The sequence below is a fragment of the Allostigmatella hybrida genome (genome assembly GCF_020103775.1).
Classification (GTDB): Bacteria; Myxococcota; Myxococcia; order Myxococcales; family Myxococcaceae; genus Hyalangium; species Hyalangium aurantiaca.
The window spans coordinates 247,777-266,136 of record NZ_JAHXBH010000003.1 but is presented as its reverse complement, the minus strand read 5'-3'; the positions used below and the strand labels follow the sequence as shown (position 1 = coordinate 266,136).

The following is an 18,360-nucleotide window of genomic DNA, read 5'->3' as shown; positions in this document are numbered from 1 at the left end:
TGTCAGCCGACTTTTGCTTCCGTGTCTTCCTCGGCGAAGAGCTCAATCAGGTGCCCCGTGCGCTCGCGCTTGGTCTTCAGGTAGCCGACGTTATGCGGATTATGCTCCGTCCGGGAAGGGATTCGACGCCGCACGGGAATACCTTCTTCGACCAGTCCCGCGATCTTCAGCGGGTTGTTGGTCATCAGGTCCACCGAGCGGACATCCAGGGCGCGAAGCATCTCCGCAGCCACATCATAGCTGCGAAGGTCGTCTTGGAAACCCAATTGCCGGTTGGCCTCGTAGGTGTCGAGCCCCTTGGACTGGAGCGCGTACGCCTTGATCTTGTTGCCCAGGCCGATGCCGCGGCCCTCCTGGCGCAGGTACAGCACCACGCCGCACCCGGCCTGGGTGACGAAGTCCAGCGCCCGGTCGAGCTGCTCCCGGCAGTCGCACTTCAGGCTGCCGAAGACCTCGGAGGTGAGGCACTCGGAGTGCACGCGCGTGGGCACGCCCTCCTGGCCCGCGACGTCCCCCACGACCAGCGCCACGTGCTCCCGGCCATTGCGGCGGTCCTTGAAGACGACCGTGCGCAGGGTGCCCCGCTCCGTGGGGATGTCCGCCTCGGAGTAGCGCTCCAGGTGCTGGGAGGGCTTACGGGCCGGGAGGACCTGGGGTGGACGTGTGTCGGACATAGTGGAGCCAATCTCCCAAGAAGAAGAGCCCCTTTTCAAGGGGCGGTGGGGGCCAAGTCAAGCCGTGCTCGAGAATGAGATGTCGCAGCTTTTTATACGTTCTTCAAACGGTCCAGGAGACGGGCAAGAGTTCCACATGCGATCCATGAGGCAGGCTGGCTGCCTGCCGGGGGAAGTGGAGCAGGTGGGTGGCCGTGCTGGCCGAGCGCAAGGCTCCGGACGTCTGGGTGGCGAGCGGGCGGGCCCACAGCTCGCCGTCCCGCCAGGTGGCCTGCGTGCGGACGTAGTGGGCCAGCCCCACGGGCTTGCGCAGCTCGCCGTCCAGGCGGCCTGACACCCGGGGCGGCTCCACGTCGGTGAGCCCCAGCAGGCGCCGGATCACCGGGCGCACGAACAGCTCGAACGTCACCAGGGAAGAGGTGGGGTTGCCGGGCAGCCCCATGTACAGGGTGTGGCCCTTGCGGCCCACGGCCAGGGGCTTGCCGGGCTTGATGGCCACGCGCCAGAAGTCCATCGCCACGCCTTGCCCCTCCAGCGCGGCTTTCACGAAATCCCGCTCGCCCACGGAGACGCCCGCGCTGGTGAGCACCACGTCGAAGTCCCGCGCGTCCGCGAGCCGCGCGGACACTTCCTCCAGGGTGTCCCGGGCGATTCCCAGGGGCGTGGGCACGCCGCCCGCCCGGGCCACCGCCAGGGCCAGGGTGGGGGCATTGGTGTCGACGATGCGGCCCTCGGGGGGCTCGTCTCCCCGGCACAGCTCGTCTCCCGTGGAGAGGATGGCGACCCGGGGCCGGCGCGGCACGGGCACCGAGAACAGGCCCTGCCCGGCGATGAGCCCCAGTTCGGGAATGCCCAGCGGCGTGCCCCGGCCCAGCAGCAGCGTGCCCTTCAGGGCGTCCTCCCCTTTAGGGCGGACGAAGTTGCCGGGGGCCACCGCCTCCAGGATGTCCACGGCCGGGGGGCCCTCGGCCTCGGGCACCTTCCGGGTGCGCTCCTGCATCACCACCGCGTCGGCCCCGGCGGGAAGGGGCGCGCCCGTCATGATCCGGGCACAGGTGCCGGGGCGCAGCGTCTCCCGGGGCGTCTGCCCGGCATGGATCGTCTCGCCAAGGGTGAGCCGCACGGGCAGGGGGCCCGAGAGATCCGCCGCGCGCACCGCGTACCCATCCATGGCCGAGTTGTCCCAGGGGGGCAGCGTCCGCTGCGCCAGGAGGTCCGCGGCCAGGGCCCGGCCCAGGGCCTCGTCGAGGCGCGCCCACTCCATCGGCAGCGGGGAGGCAAGGGCGAGCGTGCGGGCCCGCGCGTCTTCCACCGCCAGCAATTCCGTTCCCATGCTCATGGGCGCACTGAGGTCGAACTCCCTAGGAAATTCAAGACTTTGTTTGACAGGCCCGCTGATCACCGTTACAAGCTGCGGTGATCGCGTGACACGCGTCCCAGCAAGGGCGATCCCGCCAACCCGTTGAAATTAAACGGGAAACTGAGGAGACAGCGTCGATGGCCAAGCCCAAGTCCGGGGCCAAGAAAGCGACCCCCGCCCCCAAGAAAGAAGACAGCGCGGCGAGGCTGGAGTTGCTCAAAAGCGCGAGTAAGCGGGTGGCGAAGGTGGCAACGAAAGTGGCCAAAGCCGTGAAAGACGTGAAGGACAAGGTGACCAAACCCGCCAAAACCAAGGCGCCCGCCAAGGCGTCCCCGGATAAGGCAGTCGAGAAGTCCGTGGACAAGCCCGCCAAGGGCGCCAGCGAGAAGGCCCCGGCCAAGGCGAAGACCGTCGCCGCCGCCAAGGGCGCTCCCGCCAAGAGCGCCCCCGAGGCGCCCGCCAAGGCGAAGGGTGCCACGTCCAAGGGCGGCAAGGCCGCCGCGGCGCCCCAGCCCCCGCCTCAGGAGCGGCCGCGTCCCCGGGCCACGAAGCTGCCCCCCGTGGGCGAGCCCCTGACCAAGCGCGAGACAGAGCAGTTGCTCACGGCCGGTGAAGGCCGGGGCGTGATGGGCGAGGGCAGCCTCAAGGGCCGGCTGGTGGTGAGCGACGGCATGCCGCACCTCGTCGTGGTCGGCCGCGACAAGCGCGAGCTGACCTTCCTGCTCCAGGGGCCTGATCAAGAGGTGCTCCCAGCCTATGTGGAGCACAAGGTCTCCGTCAGCGGGTTGATCCGCAAGCTGACGAACTACGGCGGCACGGTGGATGTCCGCAAGTACTCGGCGAAGAAGAACGAGGCGGAGGTTCCCGTCGCCACGCCCGTGGAGACCGAGGCCAAGCTGCGCTACCTGTCGCCCGGGGAGGTCTCCATGGTGACGAGCGCCGGCATGGGCTCGGGCATCAAGGGCTTCGCCTCGCTGCGCGGCAACCTGGAGATGACGGGCGAGGACTTCGTCCTGGTGCTCTCCAACGGGGGCACGCGCCAGCAGGTGTCCTTCCTGCTGGAGGGCAAGAACGCCAAGGGCATGCGCCGCCACGTGGGCCAGCTGCTCGTCGTCACCGGCGTCGTCGAGAAGGCGTCCGGCTGGGGCGGCAAGGTCATCGTGGAGAACTTCGAGCCCCGGCCCGCCGAGGCCCGCGTGTCCCGCGAGGACATGGAGATCGTCCACGTGGAGGGCGAGGTGCCCACCTCGGTGGACGTGAGGCTCAACCACGGGCTCACCGTGCGCCTGCAGGAGCAGCCGGGGTACACCTGGGCCATCGAGCCCACCCTGGCCAAGCGCGTGGGCCTGCGGGAAGCCCGCTACGAGCCGGGCTCCGATGAGACGCCGGCGACGCGGGAATTCTTCTTCACCCCGCGCAACCCCGGCGTCAGCGAGGTGGAGTTCTTCCTCGCCAAGGCCCTCACGCCCGGGGTCGTCGAGCGCTCGTTCAAGATCAACGTAACGGTCAAACCTTGAGGGATTGGCGCGGACCCACGCCTGGCCAGGAGACATTCGTGGCCAGGGGGGTTCCCCCCAAGGCTCGTCAGGCCTACCCGTTCTATAGGCGGGAAGGCCCGCGCCGTGATCCTTCGTGAACCCAACCTCTGAGCAGATCAAGCAGCTTCTCTCCGATGCCGATCACCCCTTGGGGGTGAAGGAACTCCTTCGGCTCGCTGGCCTGCACCCCGGTCAACAGACCGAGCTCAAGCGCACCCTCCGGGAGCTGGTCCGCGGCGGGCAAATCCTCAAGGAAGGCAAGCGCTTCCGGGTCGAAGAGCCCCGGCACGTCAGCGCCGCGTCCCGCCCTCGCGTTGGCCCCCGGGGCCACGAGGCGCCGGGGCAACTGGAGGGGGTTCTCCACGTCCATCGCGATGGCTATGGATTCGTTCATCCCCTGTCGGGCGAGGGGGACAACGTCTTCCTGCCGCCCTCTGAGGCCGCCCGGGCCCTGGACAATGACCGGGTGCTGGTCGAGGTGATGGGCCGTCCGGGCCGCCTGGAGGGCCGCCTGGTCCGGGTGATGGAGCGGCGCCGCCAGCTCGTGGTGGGCACCTATGAAGAGCGGGGCGGGCGGCATGCGGCGGTGTTGCCGCTCGATGCCAGCCTGCAGGGGCCCATCCGGGTGCCGCGCACCCAGATGGCGCGCGATGGGGACCTGGTGAAGGTCCGCCTCGGCGTGGGCTCGCAGATCCTCGATGCGGAGGAGGGGCTCTTTGGCGAGGTGGCCGGCTCCCTCGGCAAGCGGGGCGACCCCAGCGCCGAGGTGCTCTCGATTGCCTACGGGCAGGGCTTCAACGACGAGTTCCCGCCGGAGGTGATGGACGAGGCGGACCGGGTGGGACCGGCCGTCTCCGAGGAGGAGGCGCGCGGGGAGTCCCGGAAGGATCTGCGCGCCCTGCCGCTCATCACCATCGATGGCGAGGACGCGCGCGACTTCGATGACGCGGTGTACGCGGAGCCGCAGGGCAACGGCTGGCGGCTGGTGGTCGCCATCGCGGACGTGACGCACTACGTGCGCGAGGGCATGGCGCTGGACGCGGAGGCGCTGCGCCGGGCCACCTCGGTGTACCTGCCGGACCGGGTGCTGCCCATGCTGCCGGAGCGGTTGAGCAACGGCATCTGTTCGCTGCGCCCCGAGGAGGACCGGCTGTGCATGGTGGCGGACATGGTGTTCGATGCCCGGGCCCACCTGCGCTCCTATGAGCTGTACCCGGGCGTGATGCGCAGCGTGGCCCGCTGCACCTACAACGAGGTGCAGGCGGTGCTGGACGGGGAGGACGTGCCCCATCGCAATCACCTGCGCCCCCAGTTCGAGCGGCTCCTGACCCTGTCGCGCGCGCTGCGTAAGATGCGCCAGGGCCGCGGGGCCATCGACTTCGACTTGCCCGAGCACAAGGTGGTGATGGGCGAGGAGGGCCAACCCGAGCGCATGGAGAAGCGCGAGCGCAAGGAGAGCCACCGCCTCATCGAAGAGTGCATGCTCGCCGCCAACGAGGCGGTGGCGAAGTTCTTCCAGGACGAGGAGCTTCCTTCCGTCTACCGCTTCCACGGTGAGCCGGACGAGCAGAAGCTGGCCTCCTTCGCCACGCTGGCGCAGGCCTATGGCTTCAAGCTCCGGATGGACGATGGGCTGAGCTCGAAGGATCTGAACGCCTTCGTCTCCCAGCTCGAGGGCCACCCCGAGCAGCGCGCGCTGAACCAGCTGCTGCTGCGCTCGATGATGCAGGCCGTGTATTCGTCCACCCAGGTGGGCCACTACGGCCTGGCGGCGGAGCACTACCTGCACTTCACCTCGCCCATCCGCCGCTACCCGGACCTGCTGGTGCACCGGCTGCTCAAGGCGCACTGGGTGCGCCGGGGCAAGCAGCGCTCCGCGGTGATGGTGGAGCGGGAGGAGGAGCGGCTGGAGGCCATGGCGGAGCAGAGCTCCGAGCGCGAGCGCGCCGCCATGCTGGTGGAGCGCGAGGTCATCTCCTTCTACGCCACCCTCCTGATGAAGGACCGGGTGGGCGAGGAGTTCGACGCCACCGTCTCCTCCGTCACCGACTTCGGCTTCTTCGTGGAGCTGGACACCGAGCACGTCGAGGGGCTGGTGAAGACCGACGCCCTGGGGTTCGGCGGCCGGTTGGACAAGCTGCTGCACGCGCTGGTGTACCCGGACGGCCGGCGGATCCGCGTGGGCCAGAAGTGCCGGGTGCGCCTGGTGTCCGTGAGCACCGAGCGGCGGCAGATGGACTTCGAGCCCCTGGAGCTCGACAGCCAGCCCGTGACACGCCCGGAGCCGCGGCCCCGCCGTCCCTGGGAGCGGGAAGAGCTGACCCACGTCGCGGAGCCTCCCCGGCCCCGCCGGTTCGTCCGCGAGGGGCAGCGCGAGGAAGCCGCCCCGAGCCGCTTCGAGAAACGCCGCTCCACGCCCCGCGAGGCCCCCCGGCCTCCGGCGGCGGAGGAGCCGCGCCGCCGCCGGTTCGTGGTGCGTCCCGCCCTGGCTCCGGAGACGCCTCCGGCGGAGGCCGAGGCGCCTTCCCGGTGGCAGCCTCCCGCGAGGGAGCCGGACGAGGGGGCCTCCGGGCCGGACGCTCCCGCGAAATCGCCACACCCCGGCTTCGATCGCATCCGGGCCCTGGCCGCCCAGAGCCACCGTGCGGCGCAGAGCCCACGGATGGCGCCCGCTCACCCGCGGGAAGAGCTTTCCCCGGAGCCCTGGGCCAAGAGGCCTGCCCGCAAGGCGGCTCCGAGCGGCAAGAAGACCCAGCGCAGCGAGGCGCCCGCGGGCAAGCGCACGGGGGCTCCGGGCGGAGGCAAGCCCAGCGCCCCCAAGGCCCGGGGCAAGTTCAAGCCGGGGCGGCGCTCCCGGTAAGGCGTCAGTCGGGCCAGTTCGGGAAGAGGTGCAAGTAGTCCGACTGGCGCATGCGCGTGGAGAGGGGCCGGTAGCTCACGCCGTTGTAGGTGCACTGGTTGTAGAAGGGGACCAGCAGGTCCCCCGAGCACCGCTGCCGGCACGAGCCGATGAACTTCAGGGGCTCGCACAGGGGGCCCGTCTCGCCGCCTCCCTCCAACTCGCCGCAGGCCCGCGTGAGGTAGCTGGCTTCATCGAACACCGCCTTGTCGATGCCGAAGTAGAGCCCCTCGCCGTTGAAGAGGTTCCCGAAGAAGCAGGCCTCGCGGACATTGAACTGGGCCAGCTCGAGGACGCTGTAGGGGATGGGGTCTCCGTCCGCGCCGCGCCCCAGCACCGAGATGGTGACGTGCTCACCGTACCGGTTCACGTGCGCCAGCATGCATGAGGTGATGGTCTGCTGCTCGGCCAGGGAGGCCGGCTCCCCTCCGGCCCACGCGGGCGCCAGGCCCAGCCCTCCTGCCCATTTGTAGGTCTTCCCCGTGGGCGGGTAGGTGAACGCGCGCGTCTGTCCGGCCGGGACCGCGCAGCGCACCACGTAGGTCATCACCATGTTGGACAGCTCGGGATCCGTCGAGAACCACCCCGCGAAGGCCTCCGTGGACAGGCCATTGGCGGAGAGGCCGTTGGCGGAGAGGCCGTTGGCCGACAGTCCATTGGCGGACAGTCCATTGGCCGACAGCCCATTGAAGGAGGAAAGCGCCGGGTGATGGGTGTTGAGCCTTGGAGCCTCCACCTCGGGCTCGTGAGGTCCACAATTCGATGCTCCCGCCCACACGAAGACCATGGCGAGCCACATCCAGGCCTGTAATCTTGCCTCCGCCCCGGGGCGGGCCTGACGCTCTTCCGTGTTCGATGCGGCCGTCATGACGAGTCCTTTCTCTGTGCGAGGATGCCCAATGCTTCCTGGTGTATGGAGAGCGCCTCCATTTCATGTGATCCCCCTTTGCAATTCCGAACGGAAGGGGCGTGCAGTGGTGGACACCCCTCGGAAGATTCGTCTCTTTTCCAATGAGAGGGGATGACCCTGGGCCAGGGATGACTCTCTTTGGCCAGAGGCTTGCGGACCCGGCCGTAGGGGGCGGTTCCGCGAACTCACACGCCGGCGCATGAACCTTCTCGCACCCACCATGGAGGCGCCGTCCGGCACGGTCGCCCTCGTCTTCACCGACATTCAGGGGTCCACCCTGTTGTGGGAGCGGTGCAGCACCGCCATGCGCACGGCGCTGGAATTGCATGACCGGATCCTGCGCACCCTGCTGGCCTCCAGCGGGGGCTACGAGGTGAAGACGCAGGGCGACTCGTTCATGGTGGCCTTCCCCTCGGCGCTGGAGGCGGTGCGCTGGTGCCTGGAGGTGCAGGAGGTCCTCTTGAGCGCGCCCTGGCCGCCGGAGCTCCTGGAGGAGCCCGAGGCGGCCGAGGTGATTGGCCCCCACGGGCTGCTGTACCGGGGGTTGCGCGTGCGCATGGGCGTGCACGTGGGCGAGCCCGAGCTGCGCATCAACACCCGCACGGGCCAGGTGGACTACATCGGCCGCATGGTGAACGTGGCGGCTCGCGTGGCGGAGGCGGGCCACGGCGGGCAGGTGCTGCTCAGCGGCATGGCCTGGGCGCAGGTGGCGGGCATGGTGGACCGCCTGGGGCGGCCCGCGGTGCGCGTGCTGGGCTCGTTCCGGCTCAAGGGCATTGGCGATCCGCTGCCCCTGCTGGAGGTGCTGCCCCCGTCGCTGGCGGACCGGCGCTTCGAGTCCCTGCGGGTCCAGGAGGCCCGCCGGGGCAACCTCCCCGAGGAGCCCGGGGACATCATCGGCCGCGAGGAGGAGCTGGAGTGCCTGCGCCTGTGGCTGGTGGAGGGCTGCCGGCTCATCACCATCCTGGGGCCCGGCGGCATGGGCAAGACGCGGCTGGCCACCCACTTCGGCAGCCTCCAGATGGGGAGCCGGCAGTGGGAGGGTGGCGTCTGGTGGTGTGATTTGACCGAGGCGAAGACGCTGGAGGGCTTCTGCCACGCCGTGGGCCAGGCGCTCGGCGTGCAGCTGACCAGCGGCGGCGCGGAGGAGGCCCCGGTGGATCTGCTGGGCCGCGCGCTGGGAGGCCGGGGCGCGGCCCTGGTCATCCTCGACAACCTGGAGCACCTCACCCAGCTCATGCCCGCGACGCTCCGGCGCTGGCTGGCGATGGCGCCGCAGGTCCGCTTCCTCGTCACCTCTCAAGAGTCGCTGCGGATGGCGGGCGAGCGCATCCTGGATCTGGCGCCCATGGGGCTGCCCGACTACCGGGACACCTCGCTGGAGGCGGTGTCGCGCTCGGACGCGGTGCGCCTGTTCGTGCGGCGGGCCCAGGCGGCCCGGGGCTCCTTCGAGCTGACCGCGGCGGATGCCCCCCTGGTGGCGGACATCGTGCGCCGGTTGGACGGCATCGCGCTGGCCATCGAGCTGGCCGCCGCGCGCACGGCCTTGCTGGGAATCCGCCAGCTCCGCGAGCGCCTCTCGCGGCGCTTCGAGCTGCTCAACAGCGGCATGCGCGACGCGGTGGCGCGGCAGGCTACGTTGCGTGGGGCGATTGACTGGTCGTGGAGCCTGCTGGACATGACCGAGCAGGTGGTGCTGGCGCAGTGCTCGGTGTTCCGCGGGGGCTTCACCCTGGAGGCCGCCGAGGCGGTCATCGCCTTGCCGCATGGCGGGCCCGATGTGCTGGAGGTGGTGCAGGCGCTGCGCTCCAAGTCACTCCTGCGCTCGGATGCCGCCGAGGGGCTGTCCGGCGAGCTGCGCCTGAGCATGTACGAGAGCATCCGCGAGTACGCCTCCGCCCGGCTGGACGAGACGGGGCTGGGCGCGGCGCTGGTGTCCCGCCATGCGGAGTACTACCTGTCGCTGGCCCGGGAGCTCCGCGGCCCCGCGAAGGGCGGGGGCGTGGAGGCCCTGCGCCGGCTGACGCTCGAGCGGGAGAACCTGCTGTCCGTCTGCGACTACGCCTTCAAGGAAGGGTCTCCCACGCTGGAGTCGGTGCAGCGGGCGCTGGAGGCGCTGGTGCTGCTCGAGCCCGACGTCATCACCCGAGGGCCCCTGGGGCTCACGCTGTCGCGGCTGGACAAGGCGCTGGAGCAGGCCGCCACGCTGTCCGGGGAGTGGCTGCTGAGCGCCGAGGCCCTCGCGGTGCGGGGCCGCATCTACCTGGAGACGGGCCAGCTCGAGGCGGCGCGGAGAGATCTCGAGGCGGCGCGCAAGCCCTTCCAGCAGCTCGGGGAGGTGGCCCGGGAGAAGCGGCTGCTCGTGGATCTGTCGATCGTCGCCCGGCACGAAGGGGACGTGGCCTCCGCGTGGGAGCTGATCCAGGAGGCGCTCCAGCTCCCCTCGGGTGGAGACCGCTGGCTGGACGCGTACGCGCTCGGCAACCTGGGCATCACCGAGCAGGTGCGCAGCGGGCCGGAGGCGGCCATCACGCACCTGCACGAGGCGCTGAAGCTGTTCCAGCTCGTGGGGGACGCGGCCTTCGAGGTGCTGTTCCTCAACAACCTGGCCTCCGCCATTGGCGAGTCCGGCAGGACGATGCAGGCGGTGGGCTTCCTGGAGGAGGCCTTCGCCAAGGCGCTGGGCTCGGGGAGCCGCGCGGGACAGGCGTTCGCGCGGCTCAACCTGGGCTGCTACCTGCTGGAGGCGGACCAGCCCACCGAGGCGATTCAACACCTGGAGGCGGTGGTGGAGCTGGGGCGTCAGCTCGGCCTGCGCATCGTGGAAGGGTGTGCCCGGGGCGAGCTGGGACGGGCGTGCCTCAACGTGGGGGAGACGGAGAACGCGCGGGCCCACCTGATCAACGCCACCTCGCTCCTGACGGGCGTGTCCCGGTGGCACGCCCTGCGCTTCTCCCTGCACCTGGCGGCGGTGCAGGCCGCCCAGGGGCAGTTGCTGGAGGCCCGGCGGGGCTTCGCGGCGCTGGGAGGCACGCAGGAGATCCGCAATGATCCCGTGCTGCGCGAGCTGGCGGGGCTGCTCTTCGCCACGGTGGCGCTCTCCGAGCTGCGGGCGGTGCCCGGCGGCGGCCTGGAGGCGGAGCAGCGCCAGGCGGACATCCAGCAGCGCCTGGACCGGGCCCGGCTGGTGCCCCCGGAGGGGGCCTCGTCGGACCTGCGGGGCTGGTGGAGGTTGCTGGATCGCGAGCTGGGCATGGACGGCCCCTCGCTCGAGGTGCCCAGCACCCCGTTGGTGTAGCGGCTGCGCTTACAGGAAGAGCGTGGGATCGAACTCGTCCACGCGCACCGGCAGCAGCCGGGGCAGCGGACGCTGGAACACCTTGGCGTTCAGCTCCAGGTCGATGATCTCCAGGCCCAGGGGGGTGAGCTCCCGGAACCGCGAGCTGACGTGCTCGCGCAGCCCCAGAATGGCCACCTGCCGCTTCTCCTCGAGCAGGGGCTTCAGGGCCGCGGCGAAGTCCGCGCCATCGTGGCTGGCGAGCGCGACGGCGGCCCCGGGGCGCTGGGTGCGGATGGTCTCCAGCAGCTTGAGGATGCCCAGGTCGACGACCTTCTGGTCGCTCCGGCCGTGAAGGAGGGCCACCTCGCACCCGGCGGACTTCAGCGCGCGGACGAAGCCGATCATCGCGTCCGGCAGTTGCTCGCCGCGGGCGTTGAGCACCACCACGCAGCGCACGGGGGTGGGGAAGTGGCTCTCACAGAAGGACACCAGCCGGTCGAACTGCACCCGGTCCTGGGGCTCGGGCTTGCGTCCCACGACATTGGAGACTGCCCAATCGACGTTTTCGGCGTCGATGAGCACGTAGGAAGCAGCTTGGGGACGTCCGGAGGGAAGCATGGACGGGGACCATACCCGGAGCGGCTACCGCGTCCGGTCCTTTTTGAAGCCCGGAGGGTGCGGATGCACCCCGGGTATGTCCCAAATCATGCCCTCAGCGCGACGACGGTGACGCCGTCACCGCCTTCGTGGCTCTCCCCGGGCCGGAACATGCGGACGTAGGGCGAGTTCGTCAGGTAGTCGCGGATGGCCTGCTTGAGGGCGCCGGTGCCGTGGCCGTGGATGATGAGGGCCGCTTCCTCGCCGCTGCGCATGCCCTGGTCGAAGAAGCGCTCCATCTCCGCCAGCGCATCATCGGCCCGCATGCCCCGCACATCGCAGCGGAAGTTCGTCGCCTGTACCTCGGCGGCGGCCGCCGCCGAGGCCTTCTTCAGCGCGGCTTCCTGGCGGTTGCGCTCCGGGAACTTCTGCTGGGGCTTCGCCGTGCGGGAGCCGGACAGCTCCGAGATGGGCACGCGCATCTTCAGGATGCCCGCGGCCACCAGGGCCTCATCCCCGTTCAGATCGAGGATCTCCACGTCCTTGTCGAACCCGGAGTGCCGCACCCAGGCGCCCACCTTGAGCGTCGGCGGGGCCGGGGCCACCACCTGGTACAGCTCCGCCCGGGCCTCCTTGGCGCGCTTGCCGGCCTCCTCGGCCCGCTGCTGCAACGCCACGCGCGCCTCCTGGGCCGCCTTCTCGTTGGACTGTGCCCGCAGCTTCACCAGCAGCTCGCGCACCTCGGCCGCCGCGTGCTCGCTGGCTGCCTCGACGTCCTCGTTGAAGCGCATCATCTTCTCTTTGCGGTCGCGCTCGAAGGCCTGCTTCTGCGCCTCCAGCTCCTTGCGCAGCTTCTCGGCCGCCTCGGCCGCCACCTTCGCCCGGTCCAGCTCCTCGTTGAGCTTGCGCCGCTCCTCCTCGGCCGCCGCCAGGGCCTTGGCCAGCGGGCCGCCCGCGTTGAGGGACAAGTCCCGGGCGCGCTGGCAGATGCGCTCGGGCAGGCCCATGCGCGCCGCCACGTCGATCGCCGAGGAGGCACCCGACGCGCCGAGCTGCAGCCGGTACGTGGGCGCCATCCGCTTCGAATCGAAGCCCACGCGCGCGTTGAGGAAGCGCGGGTCCATGTGCGCCAGGGCCTTGAGCTCCTCCAGGTGCGTCGTCACCAGCACCACCGCGCCCTTGTCCAGCAGCTCCTCCAGCACGGCGATGGCGATGGCCGCACCCTCGCGCGGATCCGTGTCCGCGGCGATTTCATCGATGAGGACCAGCGAGTCCTTGCCCACCGCCGCGGCGATGTCGCGCAGCATCGCCACGTGCGCGCTGAACGTGGAGAGGCCCTGGGACAGGTCCTGCGCGTCGCCCACCGTGGAGTGCACCGAGCGGGAGAGCGGCATCCGCGAGCCCTCGGCCACGGGGATGGGCAGGCCGCAGCGCAGCATCAGCGAGCACAGGCCCACGGCCGTCAGGGTGACCGTCTTGCCGCCCGCGTTGGGACCGGAGATCACCAGGGCCCGGGCCTGGCCGGAGAGCACCACGTCATTGGGCACCACCTCCGTGCCCTTGAGCGCCAGCAGGGGGTGGCGCACCAGCCGCAGCGCCATCTCCTCCACGCCCGTGAACACCGGGGTGTGCGCGTCCAGGTCCGCGGCGAGCAGGGCCACCGCCTCGGCCTCGTCCAGCACCGCCACCGCGTCCAGGCCGTCCTGGACCCGGGTGGCTTCCTTGCCGAGCTGGTTGGACAGATCCTGGAGGATGCGCCGCTCCTCCTCGGCCACCACCGACTGGGCAATGGCCAGGTCGTTGCCCAGGCTCACCATGGCCTGGGGCTCGATGAAGAGCGTCTGGCCCGTCTGGCTCGCGTTGTGGACGATGCCGGGCACCTCGCCGCGGTAGTTGGACACCACGGGCACCACGTACCGGCCATTGCGCAGCGTGTAGTAGTTCTCGCGCAGCTTCGGCAGGAAGGCCTCGTCGTGCAGCAGCTCGTCCAACCGGCTCTTGATGCGCCGGTGCAGGCCGCTGGCGCGGTCCCGGGCCTCCTTCAGGTCCGGACTGGCCCGGTCGGAGATCGTCCCGTCGGGCTCGAAGCTGCGGTCGATACGGGAGGCCAGCGCCTCCAGCATGGGCAGCCGGCGGCCGAGGGTGGCCAGGATGGGGACCGCGTCCTCGCGCTCCTCCAGCGCATCGCGGGTGCGGGCGAAGGCGTACAGGAGCTGGGCGGCGGCGATGAGATCCCTCGGCTCCAGCATTCCACCCTTGGAGGCCCGGTTGACCGCCTCCCTCAGGTCGCTGACGCCTCCCAGGGGGAGGGAGAACTGCTCCTGGGCCAGGCGGCGGGCTTCCGCCACGAGCGCCAGGGCTTCCGCGACGCGCTCCTCGGTGTCCAGGAAGGGGCGGGCCAGGGCGCGCTCCTTGCCGGGCGTGGTCCGGCAGCGGTGGGCCAGGGCGCGGAGCACCTCCGCGAAGCCAAGATCCTCGAGTGTTCTTTGGGCAATCTGCACGGACATGGGTTTCATTCGTGGCCACGTGGCCGTCAAGGGATGATTGAGGGGCAGGGCCCACTCTGTTATCAGCCGTCCATGGTGTGGCTCCTCCTGGCCGGCATTCTCGCGGGTGCCTCGGACGTGCCCGCGAACAGGGGTCTGACGGAGGCCCTTGCCCGGGAAGAGGCGGGGGACTCCGCCGGGGCGCTGGCGGCTTTGGAGGCCCTCATCCTTAACGCCCCGCGCTGGGAGCTGCCCAGGCTAGAGGCGGCGCGGCTGCTGCTCAAGCTGGGAGGCGGCCTGGACCGGGCGGAAGCCCACCTGGACGCCGTGGCCGCCCTGGCGCCCGAAAACCCCCGGAGCCACTACCTGCGAGGCCTGCTGTGGGAGGAGCGCGGACAGCCCCTGCGGGCCGCGAAGTCCTATGAGGAGGCGCTGCGCTACCGCCCCTCTTATGAGGATGCCCGGTTCCGGGTGGCGGGCCTCTGGTTCGCCCAGGGCGACCTGCTCAAGGCGGAGATGCACTACCGCCTGCTCCTCAAGGCCCGGCCGGAGTGGGTGCAGGTGCGCATCCTCATGTCCCAGGTGCTGGAAGGGCAGGGGCGGTGGGAGGACGCGGAGCGCGAGCTGGAGGCGGCCCGCCAGTTCCAGCCGGACAGCGTTCCGTTGAAGCGGCGGCTGGCGGAGCTCTACGAGCGGACAGGCAGGCCCAAGCTCGCCGAGAAACTGCGTGCCTCGCTCGCGCCGCCGCCCGCGAAGCGCATGCGCCCCTTGAAGCCCTCCCGGCGCTAGTTCCATGGGCCAGGCCCACGGCGATTGCGCTGGGGACTCAGCCGCATACACTGCGCGTGCCTTGAAGACCGCCAACCTCGCCATTGTCTTCACCGACATCAAGGGTTTTACCGAGCGCACCAGCCGGCAGACCCACGAGCAGAACCAGCACCTGCTCCAGACGCACCACGCGCTGCTGGCGCCGCTCTTCAAGGCCTTCGGGGGCCGCATCCTGAAGTCCATTGGCGATGCGTTCCTGGTGACCTTCGAGTCCCCCACCCAGGCGGTGCTCAGCGGCATCGCCATCCAGGACCGGCTCTGGCACTACAACCTCTCGGCCGACGAGGACTCGCGGCTCCACGTGCGCGTGGCCGTCAACGTCGGAGAGGTGCGCGTCGAGTCCAGTGACGTCTTCGGCGAGCCGGTGAACATCGCCGCGCGCGTGGAGGGCATCACCGAGGCCGGGGAGGTCTTCTTCACGGAGGCCGTCTACCTGGCGATGAACAAGGCGGAGGTGCCCTCCCAGGAAGTGGGCACCTTCGAGCTCAAGGGGATTCCCGGGAAGATTCGCGTCTTCCGCGTGCCCAAGGCGCCCTACCGCGTGGAGGCGCCGGTCCTGACCGCCCCGCTCCCCGCGGAGCCCTCGGCCGAGGGGCCCCCCTTTGGGAACATCGCGCTCTCGCGGGTCCCGGAGACGGGGCCGGGGCCGGAATTGGCCGCCACCGCCGCGGCGCTGGGCCAGCATGCCGCGGCGCTGGGCCAGCATGCCGTGGTGCTGGGAGGGCGCGCCAAGAGCCTGGGAGGCCAGATCCTGGAAGGCGCGTCGCGGAGCATCTCTCCGTTGAAGGCCCGCCTGACATCGGACGGAAAGCTCCAGCTTCCCGCCGGACTTACCAAGAAGCGCCTGGCGCTGGGGCTTGGAGGGCTGGCGGTGGTGCTGGGCGTGGGGGTGGTGGCCTTCCGGGGCAGTGCCGCGGAGCGGGCCATCTCCGACGTCGAGGACGCGGAGCCCACGGAGCGGCGCGCCCTGGTGGCCAAGGCCCGCAGGCTGATCGAGCAGGAGAAGAGCGCCGGGGTGCAGAGCTACCTGTACGGACGCCTCGATGAGACGGAAGGCTCTTGGGACGGCGCCATCCGCCGGTACAAGACGGCCATCAAGGCGGGGGAGGGCGACGCCGAGGACCGGCTCATCGATCTGCTGGAGCATCCCAAGTGCGCCGTGCGCGAGGCGGCGGCGGAGACGGTGGGAGAGCTTCGGTTGAGCAGCGCACGGAGCGCGTTGAAGTCGCTGGCGGCCTCGGGTGGGCCGGACGACAAGGGCGGCTCGGGGTTCTTGAGCCGTTTGAACTGTGATTCCCGGCGCGCCGCGAAGACCGCGCTGGAGCGCCTGAAGGATGGCTGACGTGACGAAGGTGAAGACGGGACTGGACGTGTGGGTGGCGCAGGGGTTCTCCGCGCTCAAGGGGCGGCGCGTGGGGGCCATCGTGAACCCCACGAGCGTGGACTCACGCTTCCTCCACCTCGCGGACCTGCTGGGGCAAGCCCCCGGGGTGACGCTGGCGGCGCTCTTCGGTCCCGAGCACGGCATCCGCGGCGAGGCCCAGTACATGGTGGCGGTGGGCGAGGCGAAGGACCGCAAGACGGGCGTCCCCGTGCACAGCCTCTACGGCTCGACCTTCGAGTCGCTGTCCCCGCGCCCGGAGTGGCTCACGGGCCTGGATGCCCTCGTCTTCGACATCCAGGATGTGGGCAGCCGCTACTACACCTACGTCTACACCATGGCCCTGGCGATGAAGGTGGCGGCCCAGGCGCGCGTGCCCTTCTACGTGCTGGACCGGCCCAACCCGCTGGGCGGCGTGGCCATCGAGGGCAACCTCGTGGGCGAGGGCTACCGCTCCTTCGTGGGGCTCTACCCGCTGCCCAACCGCCACGGCATGACGGCGGGGGAGCTGGCGCGGCTCTTCAACGCGGAGTTCGGCATCGGCTGCGAGCTGACGGTGGTGCCGTGCGAGGGCTGGCGCCGCGAGATGTACTGGTCCGACACGGGGCTGCCCTTCCTGCCGCCCTCGCCCAACATGCCCACCCCCGACACGGCGCTCGTCTACCCGGGCATGTGCCTGGGCGAGGGCACCAACGTCTCCGAGGGCCGGGGCACGTGCCGGCCCTTCGAGCAGTTCGGCGCGCCGTGGCTGGACGCGGAAGCGCTGGTGGCCCGCCTGGACAAGGAGCGCCTGCCGGGCGTGGCCTTCCGGCCCGTGGGCTTCACCCCCACCTTCGACAAGTTCCGGGGTGAGTCCTGCAACGGCGCCTTCATCCACGTCACGGACCGGGCCACCTTCCAGCCCCTGCGCACGGGCATCGCCATCTTCCAGGCGGTGCGCGAGGTGAGTGGTGGCCAGTTCGCCTGGCGGGCGGATGCCTACGAGTTCGTGGAGGATGTGCCCGCGTTCGACTTGCTCTGCGGCACGGATCAGGTGCGCCAGGGCATCGAGGCGGGCTGGCCCTTGAGCAAGCTCCTGGAGGGCTTCTCCGACCAGGCAGAGCGCTTCAAACAGCAACGCGCCCCCTACTTGCTGTACACTTGAGCGGGATTCTTCCGTGATCGGTGTGCTCTCCGACAGCCATGGCGATTTGGCGGCCCTCAACGCGGCGTACGAGCTGCTGCGGGCAAAGGGCGCCCGCCGCTTCCTGTTCGCCGGGGCGCGCTACGCGGACCTGGACGAGTGGATCCTCAGCCGCCGGGAGAAGAGCCGGGGCGGCCGGGAGTACTCGGACATGGACTTCCTGGCGGACGTGAGCCAGTGGCTCGTCTCCCAGGATGCGCCGCCGCGCCCGCCGTCGCTGAAGGAGGCCCCCGCGGACTTCACGTCCGAGGAGGACCGCCAGCTGGTGCTGGAGCGCTTCGCGCGGGTGCCCGAGCGCGACAGCCTCCAGTACCGGGATCCGTCCGTCCCCCGGAAGCTGCTGGACATGGTGGGCGACGCGCTGTGCTGTCTGGTCCACGACAAGAACGACCTGACGCGCGAGGATCTGCTCAACGCCACGGTCTTCATCCATGGCAAGGATCCCGAGCCCAAGGTGGTGCAGATCGGACCGCGCTACTTCCTCACGCCCGGGCGGCTGGCCGGGGCGGCGGAGCAGACGTGTGCCTTGCTGGAGAAGGTGGATCACCAGCTTCGCTTCACGGCCTTCCGGTTGGATGGGCACGTGGTGCTGGAGCCGCAGCTGCTCCAGATTGGACGTGGGACGAAGCTCTCGGTGAAGTGAGGTGACCGTGAAAGTCGCGCTCCTCGGAGGGTCGTTCAATCCCCCGCACGTGGGCCACCTGCTGGCGGCGCTCTACGTGCACGCCACGCAGCAGGTGGATGAGGTGTGGCTGATGCCGGCCTACCAGCACCCGTTTGGCAAGGCGCTGGCGCCCTTCGAGCACCGCGTGCGGATGTGCGAGGTGATGTGCGAGGAGACCTCGGGCTGGCTGAAGACGAACTCCGTGGAGAAGGTGCTGGGGGAGCAGGGCGGAAGCGGGCGCACCGTGGACACCCTCAGCTTCCTGCGGGAGTGCAACCCGACAATTCGCTTCGCGCTGATCATCGGCTCGGACATCCTGAAGGACCTGCCGCACTGGAAGTCCTTTGACCGCATCGAGCGGATGGCGCAGGTGCTGGTGCTGTACCGGGCGGGGTACCCGGCGCCGGGAACGCTGGGCCCGCCGCTGGCGGAAGTCTCCTCCACGCAGATCCGCGACATGCTGGCGCGGGGCGAGGAGCCCACGGAGCTGGTGCCCCGGGGGGTGCTCGACTACGCGCGCGAGATGGGCCTCTACGGCCTGGGCCCGCCGGCGGGCTGAG

Annotated in this window: 13 protein-coding genes; 8 read left to right on the top strand and 5 right to left on the bottom strand. The window is 70.4% G+C overall.

The features are described from left to right. Positions 1 to 2: 2 nt before the first annotated feature. Positions 3 to 674, bottom strand: a complete 672-nt coding sequence (gene ribA, locus KY661_RS08165; RefSeq protein WP_225409670.1) for a GTP cyclohydrolase II — start codon at positions 672 to 674, stop codon at positions 3 to 5. A gap of 103 nt (positions 675 to 777) precedes the next feature. Further along, positions 778 to 2,013: a molybdopterin molybdotransferase MoeA gene (locus tag KY661_RS08160; RefSeq protein WP_398577158.1), complete on the bottom strand. Its 1,236-nt coding sequence runs from the start codon at positions 2,011 to 2,013 to the stop codon at positions 778 to 780. 158 nt (positions 2,014 to 2,171) lie between these two features. Between KY661_RS08160 and KY661_RS08155 the strand changes: the two genes are divergently transcribed. Beyond that, positions 2,172 to 3,551 carry a protease inhibitor I42 family protein gene (locus KY661_RS08155; RefSeq protein WP_225409669.1) on the top strand — a complete coding sequence of 460 codons (1,380 nt, stop codon included), beginning with the start codon at positions 2,172 to 2,174 and terminating at the stop codon, positions 3,549 to 3,551. A gap of 115 nt (positions 3,552 to 3,666) precedes the next feature. Beyond that, entirely contained in the window at positions 3,667 to 6,432 is a 2,766-nt protein-coding gene (rnr, locus tag KY661_RS08150) for a ribonuclease R (RefSeq protein ID WP_225409668.1), read from the top strand. Positions 6,433 to 6,436: 4 nt separating this feature from the next. On the opposite strand, the gene KY661_RS08145 is transcribed toward rnr, so the two are convergent. Next, a complete protein-coding gene (locus tag KY661_RS08145) occupies positions 6,437 to 7,339 on the bottom strand; it encodes a hypothetical protein (protein ID WP_225409667.1) in 903 nt (300 codons plus the stop codon). Between the two features lie 241 nt (positions 7,340 to 7,580). On the opposite strand from KY661_RS08145, the gene KY661_RS08140 reads away from it, so the two are divergent. Beyond that, positions 7,581 to 10,679, top strand: a complete 3,099-nt coding sequence (locus KY661_RS08140; protein WP_225409666.1) for an ATP-binding protein — start codon at positions 7,581 to 7,583, stop codon at positions 10,677 to 10,679. A 9-nt stretch (positions 10,680 to 10,688) separates the two neighbouring features. Here KY661_RS08140 and KY661_RS08135 read toward each other — a convergent pair whose 3' ends face one another. Both KY661_RS08135 and KY661_RS08130 read right to left on the bottom strand, forming a co-directional pair. Then, positions 10,689 to 11,279: an NYN domain-containing protein gene (locus KY661_RS08135; protein ID WP_075006302.1), complete on the bottom strand. Its 591-nt coding sequence runs from the start codon at positions 11,277 to 11,279 to the stop codon at positions 10,689 to 10,691. Between the two features lie 86 nt (positions 11,280 to 11,365). Beyond that, positions 11,366 to 13,765, bottom strand: coding sequence for an endonuclease MutS2 (locus KY661_RS08130; protein ID WP_225409798.1), 2,400 nt, complete (start codon positions 13,763 to 13,765; stop codon positions 11,366 to 11,368). 72 nt (positions 13,766 to 13,837) lie between these two features. On the opposite strand from KY661_RS08130, the gene KY661_RS08125 reads away from it, so the two are divergent. From KY661_RS08125 to nadD, 5 genes are all read left to right on the top strand, one after another. Then, complete coding sequence (locus KY661_RS08125) at positions 13,838 to 14,533, top strand: tetratricopeptide repeat protein (RefSeq protein ID WP_225409665.1); 696 nt, start codon at positions 13,838 to 13,840, stop codon at positions 14,531 to 14,533. 61 nt (positions 14,534 to 14,594) lie between these two features. Next, positions 14,595 to 15,914, top strand: a complete 1,320-nt coding sequence (locus KY661_RS08120) for an adenylate/guanylate cyclase domain-containing protein (RefSeq protein ID WP_225409664.1) — start codon at positions 14,595 to 14,597, stop codon at positions 15,912 to 15,914. Next, entirely contained in the window at positions 15,907 to 17,097 is a 1,191-nt protein-coding gene (locus KY661_RS08115; RefSeq protein WP_225409663.1) for an exo-beta-N-acetylmuramidase NamZ family protein, read from the top strand. The genes KY661_RS08120 and KY661_RS08115 overlap by 8 nt, the downstream gene beginning before the upstream one ends. Positions 17,098 to 17,110: 13 nt before the next feature. Beyond that, the gene (locus KY661_RS08110) at positions 17,111 to 17,779 is read left to right on the top strand and encodes a hypothetical protein (protein ID WP_225409662.1); all 669 of its coding nucleotides are present in this window, start codon (positions 17,111 to 17,113) and stop codon (positions 17,777 to 17,779) included. A 7-nt stretch (positions 17,780 to 17,786) separates the two neighbouring features. Next, on the top strand, positions 17,787 to 18,359 hold the full coding sequence (nadD, locus tag KY661_RS08105) for a nicotinate (nicotinamide) nucleotide adenylyltransferase (RefSeq protein ID WP_075006354.1): 573 nt from the start codon (positions 17,787 to 17,789) through the stop codon (positions 18,357 to 18,359). Position 18,360: the final 1 nt, after the last annotated feature.